Below are 17,334 nucleotides of genomic sequence, written 5' to 3'. Positions count from 1 at the left end.
CGTAACTGCCCACGGTGCTGCGAGCCGTTACCCAGCCCCGATCACAACAACTCCTCGATGGCGATCGGGAAGCTCCTCACGCGCTTGCCGGTCGCATGCCAGACGGCATTCGCCACCGCGCCCGCCGTACCCGTGACGCCGATCTCGCCGACGCCCTTGATGCCGAGCGCATTCACATGCGGGTCGTGCTCCTCGACCAGGATGGCCTCCAGGGACGGCACGTCGGCATTGACGGGCACGTGGTATTCGGCGAGATCCGCATTCATGATCCGCCCCGAACGGTGGTCAACAACCGCATGCTCGTGCAAGGCGAAGGACACGCCCCAGATCATGCCCCCCAGATATTGGCTGCGAACCAGATGCGGATTGACGATCCGGCCCGCGGCAAAGGCGCCGACGAGGCGGCTGACACGTACCTGTCCGAGATCGGGATCGACCTTGACCTCGGCGAAAACTGCGCCATGGGCATGCATGGCATAATTGGCCTGCGACGCCGGATCGGCGCTGCTGCGCCCCCGAGCCTCGATCTCCGACAGCCCCGCCCGGACGAGGATGTCGCCATAGCTCTCGCTGCGGCTCTCGTCGTCGCGGCGGAAGAGCCGCCCCTCGCGGGCGATCACACCGGCATTGCCGGCCCCGAACAGCGGCGAGCGCTCATCGCCTACAGCCAGTTCGGCCAGCCTGGCGATTACCGCCGCGCCAGCCTCATGAATCGCAGAGCCGGCCGTGGCCGTATGCGCTGAGCCACCTGCGATGCCCGCATCCGGCAGGTCCGAGGTGCCGGCGCGGAATTCCACGCGATCGAGATCGAGCCCCAGGCCATCGGCGGCGATCTGGGCCAGGGCAGTCCAGGCGCCCTGCCCCATGTCATGGGCGCCGGTTTCCATCAGGCCGGAACCGTCTTGCCGGATCACGGCCCGCGCCTCGGCCTGGAACATCAAGGCCGGGAAGATCGCTGTGCCCATGCCCCAGCCGACGAGAAAGCCGGCCTCATCGCGCATCTGGCGGGCAGCAAGCGGCCGACCGGCCCAGCCGAAGCGCTTGGCGCCTTCGGCATAGCATTCGCGCAGGGCCTTGGAGGAGAAGGGCTTGCCAGTGGTTGGCTCGATCTCCGCATAGTTCCTGAGCCGAAACTCGAGCGGATCGATACCGCTTGCCCAGGCCGCCTCGTCCATCGCGCTTTCCAGGGCAATGGAGCCGGAGGCCTCGCCGGGCGCACGCATGAACAGCGGCGTTCCCGTATCCGTCCGCACGGCGTCATAGGTGGTGGCGATGGCGGGACTGGCATAAAGCGCATGCGAGGCACCGGCCGCTGGCTCGAAGAAATCGTCGAAGGTCGACGAGGCCGTCAGGGCGTGATGGACCAGCGCCGTCAGCGTCCCGTCTTTGGCAACTCCGAGTCGCAAGGTCTGGCGGGTCGGGGCCCGATGACCCACCGGCCCGTACATCTGATCGCGCCTCAGCACGAGCTTCACCGGCCGGCCGACCAGGCGGGCGGCCATGATCCCCAGGATCTGGGGACCGGAAACGAGCCCTTTGCAGCCGAAGCCGCCGCCGAGAAACGGGCTGCGGATGTGGATCTTGTCGGGCGCTATGCCGAAAAGCCCGGCAATGCGGCCCTGCGCCATCGCCATGCCCTGGCTGGGCGTATCGATCGACAGGGTGTCGCCCTGCCAATGCGCGACGATGGCATGCGGCTCGATCGGATTGTGATACTGGGCAGGGGTTTCGTAGACGGCTTCCACTTGGCTGTCCGCCTTGGCAAAGCCGGCCTCGACATCACCATGAACGGCTTGCGACGGATTGCCGACGCCCACGGCCGACGGCACGAAACTGTCGCCGTCGAGCCCAACTCGCGCCGTCTCGGCCTCGTAGCGCGGCGCCAGCAGCGCGGCGCCTTCCGTAGCCGCTTCCAGCGATTGCGCGATCACCACTGCGATCGGCTGGCCAGCATAGCGCACGCGATCGTTCTGCAGGAGATCGAGCCGGAACATGAAGGGATGGTCCTTGGCATCCGGATCCTGCGCCAAGGGGGGCTTGTGGTCTGATGTCATCACCTCCACCACGCCCGGATGGGCCTTGGCGGCTTGGATGTCGAGAAAGGCAACCCGGCCGCGGGCAATCTGCGCCACAGCCGTTACGGCATAGAGCATTCCGGCAGGATGATTGTCGGCCGCATAGCGCGCGGCCCCGGTGACCTTGAGGACGCCATCGCGGCGCGTCAGGGGTTGGCCGATATTGGAACCGTGCCGGACATGGGCCGGAGCACGATTGAGCTTGAGGTCGGGCGTGACGGGTTCAGGCATCTCGGCGTGCTCCGGGCTGCGTTGAGAAGGGAGAACCTGGCAGAGCAGGAACGCGATCCGGCGTGCCGGCGGCCGCTTCGGCCAAGGCGCGCACGAGCGTGCGGAGCGCCAGTTCGATCTTGAATTCATTGTCGCCCGAGGGCTTCGCTTCGGCGAGAGCCGCCTGTGCCGCGCGTTGGAAGGTGGCTTCGTCCGGCGCCGAGCCGACCAGGATCGCCTCGGCTTCGCTGGAGCGCCACGGCTTTGCCGCGACGCCGCCAAGCGCCAGCCGAGCCGCTTCGATCACACCGTCCTTGAGGCGCAAGGCTGCCGCCGCCGACACCACGGCAAAGGCATAGGACGTCCGCTCGCGAACCTTGAGATAGCGTGCATGGGCGGCAAAGAGGGCGGCATCGGCGGGCAGCCGCACTGCCACGATCAGATCGCCGGCGTCGAGGGCGGTATCGCGCTCCGGCGCTTCACCCGGCAGGCGATGCAGATCCGCAAGCAAGATCTCGCGAGCCCCTGCCTTGCCCTCGATTTCCACCACCGCGCCAAGAGCCGCCAGCGGCACGCAGAAGTCGGATGGATGCGTGGCAATGCAGGCCTCGCTCCAGCCCAATATCGCGTGCAGGCGATTCTCGCCGCCATGGGCATCACAACCGGAACCCGGCGCGCGCTTGTTGCAGGCGCCGGTAACGTCGAAGAAATAGGCACAGCGCGTGCGCTGCATCAGATTGCCGCCGACCGTAGCCGCATTGCGCAACTGCCCGGATGCGCCCGACAGCAGAGCCTCGGCGACCGCAGGATAGGTTTTTGCGAAAGCCGGATCATGGGCAAGGTCGGCATTGCGCACCAGCGCACCGATCCGCACACCACCGTCGGGAAGCCAGTCGATCCGTCCGAGATCCGGCAGGCGGGTGACGTCGACGAGCCGGTCGGGACGGCTCACGCCGGTCTTCATCAGGTCGAGGAGATTGGTGCCGGCGGCAAGAAAGGCAGCGCCAGGCTGGGAGGCCGCCGCAACCGCATCGGCGATCGTCGCCGGCCTCACATAATCAAAGCTCTTCATGCCGATTTCCTCCGTCCGCTCTCGGCGAGGACATGGTGGGCTTCCAGAACGGCCTCGGTGATACCGGCATAGGCGGAACAGCGGCACAGATTGCCGCTCATGCCCTCGCGGATACGCTCGGGATCCTCCCCGGCCTGGCCCTCGCGGATCAGGCCGATCGCGCTCATGATCTGGCCTGGCGTGCAGAAGCCGCATTGAAAACCATCATGGGTGATGAAGGCCGCCTGCATGGGGTGAAGATGGTCGCCCTGTGCTACGCCTTCGATGGTTTCGATCTCCGCACCATCATGGCTGACGGCAAGTGCCAGGCAGGAATTGATACGGCGGCCATCGACTAGAATGGTGCAGGCGCCGCATTGCCCGCGGTCGCAGCCCTTCTTGGTGCCGGTGAGATCGAGGCGCTCCCGCAGGAGGTCGAGAAGCGTCACCCTGGGATCGTCGAGTTCGACGTGACGTTGCTCACCGTTCACGGTGAGGCTAATGGAGAAAGTCATACACTGCTCCAATCGACTGATTTCTGGCTGTCGAGGCTGCCAAGAGCAAAGCGCTTTTGGGTGTGGCCGATTCCTCGGATCGAAAAGCGCTTGTCTCTTCAGAGTCTCCGGAGGAGCGCGATCCGGATGGATCGAACTCCGGGCTTCAAGCCGCGAGACACAATCTGGGCGGCCGGATGCAAATGGGGTGCCCAACGGGATCGGGCATCGATTTGATTGGAAAGCATCTGTCTGATTTGATGCTCATGCTGTATTTATACGGAGGGATCCTCCGTTTTGCAAGAGGCAGGCTGACTGAATTCAGATGGTGGAGCGAACCGAGAAAACAAGCCGCAGACCGCGCGCCGATGCGATCCGCAATCGAGAGCGGCTGCTGGCGGCCGCCAAGACCGTCTTCAGCTTGGGGGGATCCGGGGCGAGCCTGGAAGCGGTCGCGAGGCAGGCGGAAGTCGGCATCGGCACGCTCTACCGCCATTTTCCTACCCGCGAATCACTGTTCGAGGCGGTTTACCGGCAAGAGGTGGACCATCTGAGCGAATTGGCGGAGCAGCTGAAGGACGAGATGGAGCCGGTCGATGCCGTCCGCCGCTGGCTGCATGCCAATGTCCAGCTGGTCGCCACCAAGAAAGGCATGCTGACGGCCTTGGCGCTCGCCGCCTATGCACCATCCGAACTCTATGCCTATTCCTTCGATCGCCTGACCAAGGCGCTCGGCGCCCTCCTGGACCGCGCCATTGCCGCAGGCCAGATGCGGACGGACGTCGCGCCGGAAGACCTGCTGCGGGCCCTGGTGGGCATGTGCTACATGCGCGACCATCCCGGTTGGCTGGAAGCGGTACAGCGGCTCGTCGACGTCTTCGTCGACGGCCTGTGCGTTGGAGCTGCAAAGGCAGGGTGAGTATCCGATCGGGGAGCCTTCTGCCGATCAGCTTGCCTTCCGGATCCGCACCGGCACGGATTTGTAGGAGGGCGTACCGCTTTCCTCATCCTTGTAGTCGAGAGGCACCAGCCCATTGGCTTCGGGATAATAGGCCGCGACCGAGCCACGGGCGATATCATAGGCAATGGCCGTGAGGCTGAGGCGCCGAGGTTCGCCCGACGGCAGCGCTGTCTCGACCTCGACGAGATCGCCATGCTCCAGGCCCAATCGGGATAGATCATCCGCGTTCACGAACAACACGTCGCGCCGGCCGAACACACCGCGATAGCGGTCGTTCAAGCCATAGATCGTGGTGTTGTACTGGTCATGGCTGCGTATGGTCGCCAGCTTGAGGATGCTGGTATCGGCGCTGGCTGGGTCCTCTTCCAACCCCTTGAAGGGCAGGAACTCGGCCTTGCCCGACGGGGTCGGCCAGATGCGCTCAGTCGGCGGTAGGGGCAGGCGGAAGCCGCCGGGGATGCGAATGCGCTGGTTGTAGTCCTTGAAATCCGGCAGGACATTCTCGATGGCGTCACGGATGAGATCGTAATCGGCGACCATCTCGGCCCAATAGACCTTGCTGTTGGGCAGCGTCGCCATGGCCATACCGGCGACGATGGCCGTCTCGGAGCGAAGATGCTCCGATGCCGGCGGCAATCTGCCACGCGAGGCATGCACCATCGACATCGAATCCTCCACCGTGACGGCCTGGGGTCCGCTCGCCTGCATGTCGCGCTCGGTCCGTCCCAGCACCGGCAGGATGATCGACTGCTTGCCGACGAGCAGTTGCGAGCGGTTCAGCTTGGTGTCGAGATGCACGGCAAGGTCGAGCTTGCGCATGGCGGCGTGACAGCGTTCAGGGTCCGGCATGGCGACGGCAAAATTGCCGCCCAGACAGATCAGGACTTTCGAGCTGCCGGCGTCGATCGCTTCCATGGTGGCCACCGCATCATGGCCGTGATGCGTCGGCGGCTTGAAGCCAAAGGTACGTTCGATGCCCTCGAACAACGGTGTGTTGGGTCTTTCGGTAATGCCGACCGTGCGGTTGCCCTGCACGTTGGAATGGCCGCGCAAGGGGCAGATGCCGGCTCCCGGCTTGCCGAAATTGCCTTTCAGCAGGAGGAGGTTCGCGATCTGCTGGACGTTGGCGGTTCCCCGATTGTGCTGCGTGATGCCCATGCCATAGGCGACAATGGTAGCATTGGAACGGGCATAGGCCTCGGCAACGTCACCGAGCTGGGCTTTGCCGAAACCGCTGATGGCCTCGATGGCGTCCCAGGACGTCGCCTTCAGATCGGCGGAGAACTCGGCAAAGCCGCGGGTGTGGGCGGCGATAAAGTCGTGGTCGAGCACCTGGTTACCCGAGGCCTCGTCCATCTCGACCAAGGCCTTCATGACCCCCTTGAGGGCTGCGGCGTCCGCGCCGACCTTGACCTGATAGTAGGAAGAGGCGATCCGCGTGGAACCGAAGGTTCCCATCTCGATGGCATTCTGGGGGTCGGCGAAACGCTCTAGCGCCCGTTCCTTCAGCGGGTTGAACACGACGATCGGCACGCCACGCCGCGAACATTCATGCAACGTTCCCATCATGCGCGGATGGTTGGTACCCGGATTGTGCCCGAGCGAGAGGATCAGCTCGCAATGGTCGAAATCCTCCAGCGAGACCGTGCCCTTGCCGATGCCGATCGATTGCGGCAGGCCGACGCTGGTGGCCTCGTGGCACATGTTGGAACAATCGGGGAAATTGTTGCTGCCGAATTCGCGGGCGAAGAGCTGAAACAGGAAAGCGGCCTCGTTGGAGGCGCGGCCGGAGGTATAGAATTCCGCCATGTTCGGATCGGGCAGAGCGTGCAATGCAGCGGCGATACGCGCGAAAGCATCGTCCCACTCGATCGGCTGATAGGTGTCCGTCTCCGAATCATAGGCCATCGGGTGGGTAAGGCGGCCCTCGTTCTCGAGGTGATAGTCGCTCCAGCCCAGGAGTTCAGTCACCGTGTGATCGGCGAAGAATTCAGGCGTAACGCGCTTGCTCGTCGCCTCCCAGGTCACGGCCTTGGCGCCGTTCTCGCAAAACTGGAAAGTCGAGCTGTGCTCCTTGTCCGGCCAGGCACAGCCGGGACAGTCGAAACCCTCCGGCTGGTTCATCCGCAAGAAGGTCAGCGGCGCTTCGAGCACTTCCATCTGCGTGCGCACGGCCGCTGCCGTAGCCTTGAGTGCGCCCCAGCCGCCGGCGGGGCTGTCATACGGCCTGATGCCAGGAACGTCGCGCTTGCGGGCCATATGTCCCTCCGCTCCTATGTATCCCATTTGGATCGTCGCGGGTCGCGGCCAGCCAGGCAGCCCTCGCATATCGAGGAGCCTCCCGGATTGTCTCGGCTCAACCCCGATCCAGCTTGCGCGTTCTCCTCATCGTGTCAACCAACATAAAAAGGCGTTCGCCGACGGCCCATTGGGGGCACTGAGAAGGCAGGCGAAGACGCCTGCGTTCCCGGACGATTTCAGCCCCTCAGATCTGGGGTGCGTAATCGACAGCCTGCATGGCGCGGTCTTCGATAGCGCCCACCATCTTGCCGTCACGCGCCGCGGTTTCATCCTTGATACGCTGCCACTCCTGATCGGCCATGAAGCGGTCCCAGCTCGCTTTCATGGTCGCAGCATCCGGCCAACGCAGCAGGTAGACAAATTCCGTCCGCTCTGGCGTGGCTGTCTCCCACAGCGAGACGAAGTCAAAGCCATAGGTCTTCATGATGCGGATGGCATGGTCGCGAAAGCGGGCATGAAAAGCCGCCTTGTTGTGCTCGAATATCTCGTAGATGCGCAATTGATAGATCATCGAATTCTTGCTCCTTCGGGCATCACTGGAGCCGGTCTGGAGGGCAAAGGCCGTCGCTACGGCAGCCGTCGCAAATTTCAGGACATCACGTCGGTCCGTGGTCTGAAGATTCATGGCAACCGCTCCAACTCAACTCGGAAGCGATTTTGGTCACTCGGCGATCAATGTAAAATATATTATAGATGAGCGATTGATACCTCTTGAGTATCAAGCTTTGCCACCTGCCTGACAACTTCAACGAAGCTATCGCGGATCGGCGAGGCAATATCGGCCCGCCAACCGAGAATCATGTCCATATAGCTCAATTCATCCGGTGCGGCAGTGATGATCGGACAAAAAACCACCCCCTTGCGGTTCTCCTGACAGGCCGAGGCCGGCACCAGCGCGACCCCGAGGCCGCCTGCAACCAGGCCGACGACGGTCTGCATTTCGCAGGCTTCCTGGGTAATGCGCGGCTCGAATCCCTCGTGGCGACATAAGGCGATCAGTTGGTCGTGAAAGCTCACCCCCTCGTTGCGAGGGGTCATGATGAAGCCTTCCCCGGCCAATTGCTCCAGCCTTATCGCCGCACCAGTCGCAAGGGGATGATCGTCGGGCAAGGCAGCCAGGACCGGCTCGCGCTCGATTCGCTCAAAATGGATATCGTCGGCAGGAACCCCCGGCCAGCGCATGAAGCCGATATCGGCTTGCTTGCCTCGCAAGGTCTCGATCTGCTTGGCCGTTGTCGCCTCGCGCAGAATGAGTTCCACATCCGGGAAACGGGAGCGGAACGTCCGCAGTGCCAACGGAACCAGGTCACGACGGGCCGTGCCGACAAAGGTGATGGCAAGCCGGCCGGTCAGCCCCGCCTCGATCCGGCGTGCCCGCAAAGCCCCCTGCTCCAGGTTTGCCAGGCACGCTTTCGCCGTCTCCAGGAACGCGACCCCCGCCTCGGTCAAGGCGACATGCCGATTGCTGCGTGTGAACAGACGTGCGCCGACCTTCTCCTCCAGCTTGCGCACGGCCTGGCTGAGCGGCGGCTGGGCCATATGCAGGCGTTCGGCGGCGCGATGGAAATGCAGTTCCTCGGCGAGGACGACGAACTGGTGCAGGAGACGCGTCTCGATCATCGGTCAGAACCATTCTGGCCGCGGCTTCGGCCATTTCAAAACGAATGAGGGAGGGCAATGCCCTCCCCCACACGACCATAATCTATCGCAAAAACTCAGTGATGGGCCAGGATGGCGAGCAGGAGCAGCGCGACGATGTTGGTGATCTTGATCGCCGGATTGACGGCGGGACCAGCCGTATCCTTGTAGGGATCCCCGACCGTATCGCCGGTCACCGAGGCCTTGTGGGCTTCGGAGCCCTTGAGGTGCTTGGTGCCGTTGGCGTCGATGAAGCCATCCTCGAAGGACTTCTTGGCATTGTCCCAGGCACCGCCGCCCGCCGTCATCGAGATCGCGACGAACAGGCCGGTGACGATCACGCCGAGCAGCATGGCGCCCACGGCAGCGAAGGCGTCGGACTTCGAGCCGGTGATCCACAGAACCAGGAAATAGATCACGATCGGGGAGAGCACCGGCAGCAACGAGGGGACCAGCATCTCCTTGATGGCAGCGCGGGTCAGAAGATCAACCGCCTTGCCGTAATCCGGCTTGTCGGTACCCTGCATGATACCAGGCTTCTCGCGGAACTGACGCCGAACCTCCTCGACGATGGCCGAGGCTGCCTTGCCCACGGCAGTCATGGCGATACCACCGAACAGATAAGGGATCAGGCCGCCGAGCAGCAGGCCGACCACCACATAGGGATTGGCCAGCGAGAAGTTCGGCTGCACCCCGGCAAAATAGGGATACTGTGTCGAGTTCGCGGCGAAGTAGGTCAAGTCCGAGGTATAGGCGGCGAACAGCACCAGGGCGCCGAGGCCGGCCGAACCGATGGCATAGCCCTTGGTCACGGCCTTGGTGGTATTGCCGACGGCGTCGAGTGCATCCGTCGACTTGCGGACTTCCTTGGGCAGGCCGGCCATTTCGGCTATGCCGCCGGCATTGTCGGTAACGGGGCCGAAGGCGTCGAGTGCCACCACCATGCCGGCGAGGCCGATCATCGTCGTCACCGCGATGGCGGTGCCAAACAGGCCGGCCAGCGAGTAGGTCGCGATGATGCCCGCGACGATCACGATGGTCGGCAGCGCCGTCGCCTCGAGCGAGACGGCAAGGCCCTGGATGACGTTGGTGCCGTGCCCCGTGACAGAGGCCTGCGAGATCTGGCGCACCGGCCGATAGCCGATGCCCGTGTAATATTCAGTGATCCAGACGATCAGGCCGGTTACCAGCAGGCCGACGATGCCGCAGGCGAACAGAGCGGTGCCGGTGACGTCATGCCCAGCGATGGTGCCGATCGATCCCCAGCCGATGAGGAAATGCGTGGCAACGGCCAGGCCCCCGACCGACAGTACCGCCGAAGCGATGAAGCCCTTGTAGAGTGCGCCCATGATCGACTGGTTGGCACCGAGCTTGACGAAGAAGGTGCCGATGATCGAGGTGACGATGCAGGCCGCGCCGATGCCGAGCGGATAGAGCAGTACATTGGAGAGCACCGGTGTGCCGGCGAACAGGATCGCCGCCAGCACCATGGTGGCGACCACGGTGACCGCATAGGTTTCGAACAGGTCGGCGGCCATGCCGGCACAATCGCCGACATTGTCGCCGACATTGTCGGCGATGGTGGCAGGGTTACGCGGATCATCCTCGGGAATGCCGGCCTCGACCTTGCCGACGAGATCGCCGCCGACATCGGCGCCCTTGGTGAAGATACCACCGCCCAGACGGGCGAAGATCGAGATCAGCGAGGCGCCGAAGCCGAGAGACACCAGCGAATCGATGATCTCGCGCGCCTGCTTGGGATCAGCGAAGGAGAGCTGCATCGGCCCGGTCAGCACATAGTAGTAGACAGAGACACCCAGCAAGGCGAGACCGGCTACCAGCATGCCGGTGACCGCGCCGGCCTTGAAGGCGACTTCGAGCCCCTGCCCCAGCGAGTTCATCGCGGCTTGTGCCGTGCGGACATTGGCCCTCACCGACATGTTCATGCCGATGAAGCCTGCAAGCCCCGAGAGCACCGCGCCGATCAGGAAGCCGATGGCACTCGGGATCGAAAGGAAATAGGCAACCAGGGCAAAGATGATGATACCGACACCGGAAATGGTGATGTATTGGCGCCTGAGGTAAGCCTGCGCGCCTTCGCGCACGTAACCGGCGATTTCCTGCATCCGGGCATTGCCGGCAGGCTGCGCCATCACCGACTGGAATGCCCAGACTCCGTAAACGAGGGAAAGCGCCCCGCACGCAATAATGACCCACAGAGAAAGCATGGACTATATTTTCCTTGTTCTTTACTCTCACAAGCCGCTGAACAAATCGCACGAACGAACCACGCCTGCCCTTCGTATCGAAGGCCAGGATATTGCAGGTGCGGCGAATCCTCCCACCGGAGCCGTTTGATTGTCCGGATTGCCGCGATGCTGCCAAAATCACACGGGCAGCGCAACCGACGCAGTGCGTTGGCGGCAAGTTCTTTCAAAGATCCCAGGTTTCTTTCGAAGAACCTCCTGGTGCGTCACCCGCCGGAAAACTGTCACGCCCCTGTCATCGGCTCTTGCCAAGGAAGTCCACGCTGACGCGTCTTGCGATTTGGCTCCCTCGCCGAAATCGCGAAGACGCATTGAAACAACAAAGACCGAGAATAAAGGCGCGTTTTCTCTTGGCGCGCCGGCGTTCTGGCCACCGAGCGAGATTTTCATGCGCCTTCTCCGGACCGTCCTCCTCACCACCCTCTCGGTTCTGCCGACGCTGGCCGTGGCCGAGCCACTCGTCGTCAAGGAACCTTTCGTTTCCTCCGCCCCGGGCGAGGAGAAGATCGATTTCGCCGGCGGCAGCTTCGTCAATCACGGTCTGGTCGGCGTCGGCCGGCTGAGCGCCGACCTCAAGGACGAAAAGGGCGATACGCTCGGTTCCTTCTCCTCCATGACGATCGATCCCAAGAGCTGGAGCAAGACCGCCAACGGCTATAAGGGCCAGCTTCGGTCCCTGCCGGACCGTGGCTACAACAATCCCGACAAGGGCCTGTTCTTCGATTATCAGGGCCGTGTCCTCGCCTTTGATTTAGCCTTCACGCCCTATTCCGGCCCCACTCTGCCCACTGCGGCGACCTCGCAGGAGCAGATCGAACTCAAGCCACTCGACGACAAGGGCGTCTTCCTCACCGGCCTCGACGGCAAGCCGACGACAGGCGCCGATCCCGCCGACAACACCGTCGAGATGAATGGCTATACCCTGCCCGTGCCGCCGGCCGGAGCGCTTGGCGCCGGCTCCCTGTCCTTCGACGCCGAGTCGATCGCCTACCGCTCCGACGGCAGCTTCTATGTCGGGGACGAATATGCAGCGGCTGTCTATCTGTTCGGTGCCGACGGCAGGCTGAAGGGCCTCATCCCGCCCGGGCCGGCACTCACTCCCACCAAGAAGGGCAAGATCAACTTCACCTCGATGGACGCGCCCGATACCGGCCGGCGCAACAATCAGGGCCTGGAAGCAATCTCGCTGACACCGGACGGCAAGACACTCTATGCCGTGCTACAGAGCGGCACGCTGCAGGACAGCTCCGCCAGCAAGAACCAGGCGAACCGCGCCACCACGCGCATCTATGTCTACGACGTGGCCTCCGACCCGCTACCCAAGACCCCCAAGGCCGTCTATGCGATCGAGCTTCCGGTCTATTCCAAGAAGGGCGACGGCAAGATCGACAGCACCGCGGCCCAGAGCGAGATGGTAGCGCTCGACGATCATCGCTTCCTGCTACTGGCGCGTGATGGCGCCGGCCATGGCTGCGACTGCAAAAACCCCGAAATGTTCAAGGCCATCCTGGTGGTCGACACCAGCGGCGCCAGCAACCTCGCGGGCACGGACTATGAAACCGGCACCAAGCCGATCGCGCCCGCCAAGGATGAGCGCAACGCCCTGGACACTGCCATCACCCCTGCCCGCTCGCAGGTACTGGTCAACCTCTTGAACGCCACCCAGCTCGGCAAGTTCGGCCTCAACATCGACAACACCAAATCCAATGATCTCACGCTGTCGGAGAAGTGGGAAGCCATGACGCTGGTGCCGGCCCTCGATCCGGCCGCTCCGAACGACGCTTTCCTGTTCGTCGGCAACGACAACGACTTTCTCACCCGCAAGGGGGTGATGAAGGGCCAGAGCTATGATGCCGGTCTCACCAACGACACCCTGGTGCTGGCCTATCGTCTGACCCTGCCTGAAGATCTCGCCAAGGCTCTGACGGCAAAGTGAGAATGAAAATAGGGTCCATCCCTCTCTCGAATCGCGAGAGGGAGCCCGGCCTAACTTATCTCTCCGGCGGCTTCAGAAGTGGCTGAAGCTGCCCCGGGCAAAGTGAAGTTCCTCACCCTCGTCGTCGAGCCATCTCGGGGCGCGGTGGCCTGATGTCACCGTACCGATCGGCGTGACCGGCACGCCGGACTCCTGTGCTGCCGCCTCGAAGGCGACGCGCTGTTCGAAAGGCACTGCACAGAGGATCTCGTAATCGTCGCCCCCCGTGAGGGCCGTTTCCAGCAGGCCCGAGTCGAGCTTGCATGCCGCCTGAGCGGCCGGTGAAAGCGGCACGGCACCGAGTTCGAGATCGGCTGACGCCCCGGAAGCCCGCAGCAGCTTGGCGAGATCGCCGACGAGGCCATCCGAAATATCCATCGAGGCCGATGCATGAGAGAGCACCGCCGGCGCCAACGCCGTGCGCGGCTGTGGCAGGAGGTAGCGCCTGGCCAAATAATCGCGCTCCAGCTCCGACAACCCCGCCAAGGCTTGGGCTCCGCGGCGCGCCAGCAGGCCCAGAGCCCCATCGCCGATGGAGCCGCTGACATACAGGGTGTCGCCCGGTCGTGCACCGTCCCGGCGGGGAATGTGATCGGAGGGCACCAGGCCAAAGGCGTTGACGGCGATCGTCAACGGCCCCGTGGTCTTGACGGTGTCGCCTCCCAGCAGAGCGAAGGAGAATTCCAGGCCATCCACCGCCAGTCCCTCCGCAAAACGAACCAGCCAGTCCTCGCGCCAGCCGGGCGGCAAAGCCAGGCAGAGCGTATAGGCATAGGGCTGCGCTCCCTTGGCGGCTAGGTCGGAGAGATTCACGCGCAAGGCCTTGCGCGCGATGAGATCGGGATCGTCATCGGCAAGAAAATGAATGTCGGCGACCAGCGCATCGGTGGTGACAACCAGATGCGCCCCCGCCGGTACGCTCAGCGTCGCCGCGTCATCGGTCAGTCCGCGTGCGCCGGGATGGGTCGCGAGCGGGGCGAAGAAACGGCTGATCAACTGGTCTTCGGTGAGCCGCGTCATGCGAGCACCCCCAAGCGGATTCCTCTTGATCGTGCCCGTGGCTCGATCAAGAGGAATCCGCAAGATATCAAACATTTGCAGAGTTTCCCGGCGAGGCCCGTCCGTGGGCCCCGCCGGGAAACTCTGCTTCGCGTTTTGCGATTTGACGGAGTCCGCTAGAATCGCAAAGACATTTCAGCCAATCCGTTGGATTGGCTTGGAAACCTGGCACTAGAGCAAATAAGCGTCCAGTCATGAACGCGTTTTGCTCTGGATCAGGAAGCCTGGAGATGGTCGTTGCGTTCGGCCCTGGCGATCTTGTCGAGCACGGCATTGACCATGCCGGCCTCCTCGCGGTCGAGGAAGGCATGCGCGACACTGACATATTCGGAGATCGTCACCTTCGGCGGAATGTCCTTGCGGTGCAGCAGTTCATAGACGCCGGCGCGCAGGATGGCGCGCAGAATGGCATCCACCCGCTTGAGCGGCCAGCCATCGGCGAGGGCCTGGTCGACCTTGGGATCGATATCGCGCTGTTCACGCACGACACCGCCGACGATGTCGCGAAAGAAGCTCTCCTCGGCAGGCGAATATTCAACGCCGTCGATTTCCTGGCCGATCCAATGGTTTTCGAACTCTGCCAGCACCTCGACGACACTACTGCCGCGGATGTCCATCTGGTAGAGCGCCTGCACGCTGGCAAGGCGCGCAGCGGAGCGTTTCTGGGCCCGGCTCATGCCTCCACCCCATGCAGGCGGCGTTTCAGGGCAACCATGTGCAAGGCCGCATCGGCCGCGCCGCCGCCCTTGTTCATTTCAGCAATACTGGCGCGGACCCGGGCCTGCTCATCATTCTCGACAGTGAGGATGCCGTTTCCGAGCGGCAGGGCACGTTGCACCGAGATGTCCATCAAGGCGCGCGAGCTTTCGCCGGCCACGATGTCATAATGGGTGGTCTCGCCGCGCACCACGCAGCCGAGGGCCACCGCGCCGTCATAGGCCCGGCCGCGCTGCACGGCGGCATCGAGAGCCATCACGATGGCTGAGGGAATTTCCAGGGCGCCCGGCACGGTGAGCACGTCGAAGCTGCCGCCGGCCGCCTTGATGGCGCCGGTTGCGCCGGTGAGCAGGCCGTCGGCGATTTCTTCGTAGTACCGGGCCTCGACGATCAGGATATGCGGTGGCAGCGGGCCACCAAGGCCGGAGTCGGTGTTCTCGAAGGAAGGAGCGGAAGAACTGGATACACGCCTGGGACCGGCCATGGGAAATCTCGTCTCGGAGGAAAAGGCAGGCCTAGGGAAGACTGCCCGAAAACAACTGGATTGACGGCGTTCCTAGAGCGTTTTGCGATGAGACGGAAGCGTCTCGAATCGCAAAGGCGTGTCGGAACGAAAAACTAGAGTAAACAAGCGTTCAGTCATGAACGCGCTTTGCTCTAGAGCATCATGCCGAAAAGGGGAAGCCGGTTTTGAGCAGGAGGGATGTGACCGCAAAGCATGGCGGCGCGGAGCCTGTCTCAGCCTTCCGCGCGATCGCTCCAGCGCTCCGTGCCGACATCCGCCAGCCGCGCGGCATAGCGCGCCATGGTATCGATCTCGATATTGATCTCGTCCCCCGCCCGCACCTGCCCCCAGGTGGTAACGCACAGCGTATGGGGGATCATCATCACGCCGAAATCCTGCCCGTCTACCCTGTTGACGGTCAAGGAGGTACCGTCGAGCGCCAGCGACCCCTTCTGGGCGATGAAGCGCGCCAGATCGCCAGGGGCGCGGAAAGTGAATTGCGAGGTGCCGTCCTGGTCCTTGCGATCCAGCACGGTGGCGACCCCGTCCACATGCCCGGAAACGATATGCCCGCCGAGTTCGTCCCCGATCCGGAGCGCCCGCTCGAGATTGAGCTTGTGGCCCACGCGCCAGGAGGCCAGCGTGGTGCGCCCGATCGTTTCGGAAGAAGCATCGACGGTGAAGAGCGTATCGCCGCCCGGCCGCAGCGCCAGGCTGGTCAAAGTGAAACAGATGCCGGCCACCGCCATGGAGGCCCCTACCGTCATGGTGTCAGAAGGATAGGAGCAGGCGAACGTGATGCGCTTGGCGGAACCGTGATCCTCCAGCGCGACGATCTCGCCTATGTCGGTGATGATGCCGGTGAACATGGTGGGCCTTCAGTTTCTGCGTTGAATGGTCATCGTATCATGTCCGACCATGCGTGCGGCGAGATTGGGCAATTGCCCGTCGATTTTCGCCTGAAGCTGTGGTGTCAGAGCTACTACCCCCTCGCCGATCGGTTCGGGCGAGGTGAACTGCACGAATTCCTCGACGAGATCGGCCTCGACCAGTCCGGCCGCCAGCCGGGGCCCGGCCTCCACCAGGAGGCGCGTGACGCCGCGTGTGCCGAGCAGGCGCAAGGCCTCGCCGAGATCGAGGGATGCCCCCTCGCCGGGCGGCAAGGCCGAGCAGCCGATCCGCATCACCTCAACGCCCGTCTCGACCAGGGTCCGTTCCGGTGCAACCGGTGCATCGGCACGGGCCAGCACCCATACGGGTACCTGGCGCGCCGTCTGCACCAGTCGCGAGGCGAGCGGGAGCCGGAGCTTTGAATCGAAGACGATCCTTACCGGCGACTGGGCGGCCATGCCGGGCAATCTCACGGTGAGCATCGGATCATCGGCCAGCACGGTGCCGATGCCGACGGCGATGGCATCGCTCTGGGCCCGCATCATGTGGACATGGGCGCTCGCCTCCTCACCGGTGATGCGCACCGGCCGTCCACCGGGACCGGCCAGCTTGCCATCCGCGGATACGGCGATCTTCACGGTGACCCCGGGCCGGCCGAAGGTCACGCGCGTGATGTGCCCGACATGGGCCTGAAAGGCTTCCTCGGCCAGCACCCCCTCACGGACTTCGAGCCCATAGCGCCGGAGCATGTCGAAGCCACGCCCTCCCACGCGCGGGTCCGGATCGCGCAAAGCGCCGACGACACGCGCAATACCGCCTCGCGCCAGGGCATCGGCGCAGGGGCCGGTGCGTCCGTAATGCGAACAGGGCTCGAGGGTGACATAGGCCGTGGCCCCCTTGGCCAAAGGCCCCGCCTCGGCCAGCGCCTGGGTCTCCGCATGCGGCCGTCCGCCCGGCTGGGTCCAGCCCCGGCCGACGATGACATCGGTGTCACCGACCCGCCTGACGATCACGCAGCCGACGGCTGGGTTGGGCCAGGTATTGCCGAGACCCCGCCGCCCCAGCGCCAGCGCCGCCCGCATGAAGCGCTCGTCACGCCGCAAGGAGTCGATGGCGGGATTGGGCAGGGCAATAGTCACGGGACGTCATCAAACCGGCATTGATTGTTCGAAACAGCAGATAGGCTTGCC

The 17,334-nt window shown here is 63.8% G+C and carries 15 protein-coding genes; 2 read left to right on the top strand and 13 right to left on the bottom strand.

The window, feature by feature from the left end; translation table 11 throughout:
- Nucleotides 1-41: 41 nt before the first annotated feature.
- Genes AB4037_RS29010 through AB4037_RS29000 form a run of 3 tightly spaced genes read right to left on the bottom strand, consistent with a single transcriptional unit; the run spans nucleotide 42 to nucleotide 3,851 of the window.
- Nucleotides 42-2,306, bottom strand: a complete 2,265-nt coding sequence (locus AB4037_RS29010; RefSeq protein ID WP_441773843.1) for a xanthine dehydrogenase family protein molybdopterin-binding subunit — start codon at nucleotides 2,304-2,306, stop codon at nucleotides 42-44.
- Nucleotides 2,299-3,357, bottom strand: a complete 1,059-nt coding sequence (locus tag AB4037_RS29005; RefSeq protein WP_441773842.1) for an FAD binding domain-containing protein — start codon at nucleotides 3,355-3,357, stop codon at nucleotides 2,299-2,301. Before AB4037_RS29005 ends, AB4037_RS29010 begins: the two co-directional genes overlap by 8 nt.
- Nucleotides 3,354-3,851: a (2Fe-2S)-binding protein gene (locus tag AB4037_RS29000; protein ID WP_434955843.1), complete on the bottom strand. Its 498-nt coding sequence runs from the start codon at nucleotides 3,849-3,851 to the stop codon at nucleotides 3,354-3,356. Before AB4037_RS29000 ends, AB4037_RS29005 begins: the two co-directional genes overlap by 4 nt.
- Nucleotides 3,852-4,155: 304 nt before the next feature.
- Between AB4037_RS29000 and AB4037_RS28995 the strand changes: the two genes are divergently transcribed.
- Nucleotides 4,156-4,749 (top strand): TetR/AcrR family transcriptional regulator, encoded by a 594-nt coding sequence (locus tag AB4037_RS28995; RefSeq protein WP_434955842.1) that lies wholly within the window; start codon nucleotides 4,156-4,158, stop codon nucleotides 4,747-4,749.
- Nucleotides 4,750-4,776: 27 nt separating this feature from the next.
- On the opposite strand, the gene AB4037_RS28990 is transcribed toward AB4037_RS28995, so the two are convergent.
- The 5 genes from AB4037_RS28990 to AB4037_RS28970 form a co-directional block, all read right to left on the bottom strand.
- Nucleotides 4,777-7,050 carry an FdhF/YdeP family oxidoreductase gene (locus AB4037_RS28990; protein WP_441773841.1) on the bottom strand — a complete coding sequence of 758 codons (2,274 nt, stop codon included), beginning with the start codon at nucleotides 7,048-7,050 and terminating at the stop codon, nucleotides 4,777-4,779.
- Between the two features lie 226 nt (nucleotides 7,051-7,276).
- Complete coding sequence (locus AB4037_RS28985; RefSeq protein ID WP_434955840.1) at nucleotides 7,277-7,717, bottom strand: NIPSNAP family protein; 441 nt, start codon at nucleotides 7,715-7,717, stop codon at nucleotides 7,277-7,279.
- Nucleotides 7,718-7,779: 62 nt separating this feature from the next.
- Nucleotides 7,780-8,712: a LysR substrate-binding domain-containing protein gene (locus tag AB4037_RS28980; protein ID WP_434955839.1), complete on the bottom strand. Its 933-nt coding sequence runs from the start codon at nucleotides 8,710-8,712 to the stop codon at nucleotides 7,780-7,782.
- A gap of 95 nt (nucleotides 8,713-8,807) precedes the next feature.
- Nucleotides 8,808-10,958 carry a sodium-translocating pyrophosphatase gene (locus AB4037_RS28975; protein WP_434955838.1) on the bottom strand — a complete coding sequence of 717 codons (2,151 nt, stop codon included), beginning with the start codon at nucleotides 10,956-10,958 and terminating at the stop codon, nucleotides 8,808-8,810.
- A 159-nt stretch (nucleotides 10,959-11,117) separates the two neighbouring features.
- Nucleotides 11,118-11,387, bottom strand: a complete 270-nt coding sequence (locus AB4037_RS28970) for a hypothetical protein (RefSeq protein WP_441773840.1) — start codon at nucleotides 11,385-11,387, stop codon at nucleotides 11,118-11,120.
- Here AB4037_RS28970 and AB4037_RS28965 point away from each other — a divergent pair.
- Nucleotides 11,386-12,933, top strand: a complete 1,548-nt coding sequence (locus AB4037_RS28965; protein WP_441773839.1) for an esterase-like activity of phytase family protein — start codon at nucleotides 11,386-11,388, stop codon at nucleotides 12,931-12,933. The two genes, AB4037_RS28970 and AB4037_RS28965, sit on opposite strands and share 2 nt — an antisense overlap.
- Nucleotides 12,934-13,005: 72 nt before the next feature.
- On the opposite strand, the gene thiL is transcribed toward AB4037_RS28965, so the two are convergent.
- The 5 genes from thiL to ribD all read right to left on the bottom strand — a co-directional run bounded on the left by thiL (nucleotide 13,006) and on the right by ribD (nucleotide 17,283).
- A complete protein-coding gene (gene thiL / locus AB4037_RS28960; protein WP_441773838.1) occupies nucleotides 13,006-13,992 on the bottom strand; it encodes a thiamine-phosphate kinase in 987 nt (328 codons plus the stop codon).
- 254 nt (nucleotides 13,993-14,246) lie between these two features.
- Nucleotides 14,247-14,708 carry a transcription antitermination factor NusB gene (gene nusB / locus AB4037_RS28955; RefSeq protein WP_441773837.1) on the bottom strand — a complete coding sequence of 154 codons (462 nt, stop codon included), beginning with the start codon at nucleotides 14,706-14,708 and terminating at the stop codon, nucleotides 14,247-14,249.
- On the bottom strand, nucleotides 14,705-15,232 hold the full coding sequence (locus tag AB4037_RS28950; RefSeq protein ID WP_434955833.1) for a 6,7-dimethyl-8-ribityllumazine synthase: 528 nt from the start codon (nucleotides 15,230-15,232) through the stop codon (nucleotides 14,705-14,707). Before AB4037_RS28950 ends, nusB begins: the two co-directional genes overlap by 4 nt.
- 254 nt (nucleotides 15,233-15,486) lie before the next feature.
- Nucleotides 15,487-16,122 carry a riboflavin synthase gene (locus AB4037_RS28945; protein ID WP_441773836.1) on the bottom strand — a complete coding sequence of 212 codons (636 nt, stop codon included), beginning with the start codon at nucleotides 16,120-16,122 and terminating at the stop codon, nucleotides 15,487-15,489.
- 9 nt (nucleotides 16,123-16,131) lie between these two features.
- Nucleotides 16,132-17,283 (bottom strand): bifunctional diaminohydroxyphosphoribosylaminopyrimidine deaminase/5-amino-6-(5-phosphoribosylamino)uracil reductase RibD, encoded by a 1,152-nt coding sequence (gene ribD / locus AB4037_RS28940; protein WP_441773835.1) that lies wholly within the window; start codon nucleotides 17,281-17,283, stop codon nucleotides 16,132-16,134.
- Between the last annotated feature and the right edge of the window lie 51 nt (nucleotides 17,284-17,334).

Source organism: Labrys sp. KB_33_2 (genome assembly GCF_052114505.1).
GTDB lineage: Bacteria > Pseudomonadota > Alphaproteobacteria > Rhizobiales > Labraceae > Labrys.
This window is presented reverse-complemented; position numbering and strand designations above follow the sequence as displayed.

Bases quoted from the DNA above. Each gene is read 5' to 3' on its own strand.
- AB4037_RS29010 (WP_441773843.1), bottom strand. From the start codon at position 2,306: ATGCCTGAACCCGTCACGCCCGACCTCAAGCTCAATCGTGCTCCGGCC.
- AB4037_RS29005 (WP_441773842.1), bottom strand. From the start codon at position 3,357: ATGAAGAGCTTTGATTATGTGAGGCCGGCGACGATCGCCGATGCGGTT.
- AB4037_RS29000 (WP_434955843.1), bottom strand. From the start codon at position 3,851: ATGACTTTCTCCATTAGCCTCACCGTGAACGGTGAGCAACGTCACGTC.
- AB4037_RS28995 (WP_434955842.1), top strand. From the start codon at position 4,156: ATGGTGGAGCGAACCGAGAAAACAAGCCGCAGACCGCGCGCCGATGCG.
- AB4037_RS28990 (WP_441773841.1), bottom strand. From the start codon at position 7,050: ATGGCCCGCAAGCGCGACGTTCCTGGCATCAGGCCGTATGACAGCCCC.
- AB4037_RS28985 (WP_434955840.1), bottom strand. From the start codon at position 7,717: ATGAATCTTCAGACCACGGACCGACGTGATGTCCTGAAATTTGCGACG.
- AB4037_RS28980 (WP_434955839.1), bottom strand. From the start codon at position 8,712: ATGATCGAGACGCGTCTCCTGCACCAGTTCGTCGTCCTCGCCGAGGAA.
- AB4037_RS28975 (WP_434955838.1), bottom strand. From the start codon at position 10,958: ATGCTTTCTCTGTGGGTCATTATTGCGTGCGGGGCGCTTTCCCTCGTT.
- AB4037_RS28965 (WP_441773839.1), top strand. From the start codon at position 11,386: ATGCGCCTTCTCCGGACCGTCCTCCTCACCACCCTCTCGGTTCTGCCG.
- AB4037_RS28970 (WP_441773840.1), bottom strand. From the start codon at position 11,387: ATGAAAATCTCGCTCGGTGGCCAGAACGCCGGCGCGCCAAGAGAAAAC.
- thiL (WP_441773838.1), bottom strand. From the start codon at position 13,992: ATGACGCGGCTCACCGAAGACCAGTTGATCAGCCGTTTCTTCGCCCCG.
- nusB (WP_441773837.1), bottom strand. From the start codon at position 14,708: ATGAGCCGGGCCCAGAAACGCTCCGCTGCGCGCCTTGCCAGCGTGCAG.
- AB4037_RS28950 (WP_434955833.1), bottom strand. From the start codon at position 15,232: ATGGCCGGTCCCAGGCGTGTATCCAGTTCTTCCGCTCCTTCCTTCGAG.
- AB4037_RS28945 (WP_441773836.1), bottom strand. From the start codon at position 16,122: ATGTTCACCGGCATCATCACCGACATAGGCGAGATCGTCGCGCTGGAG.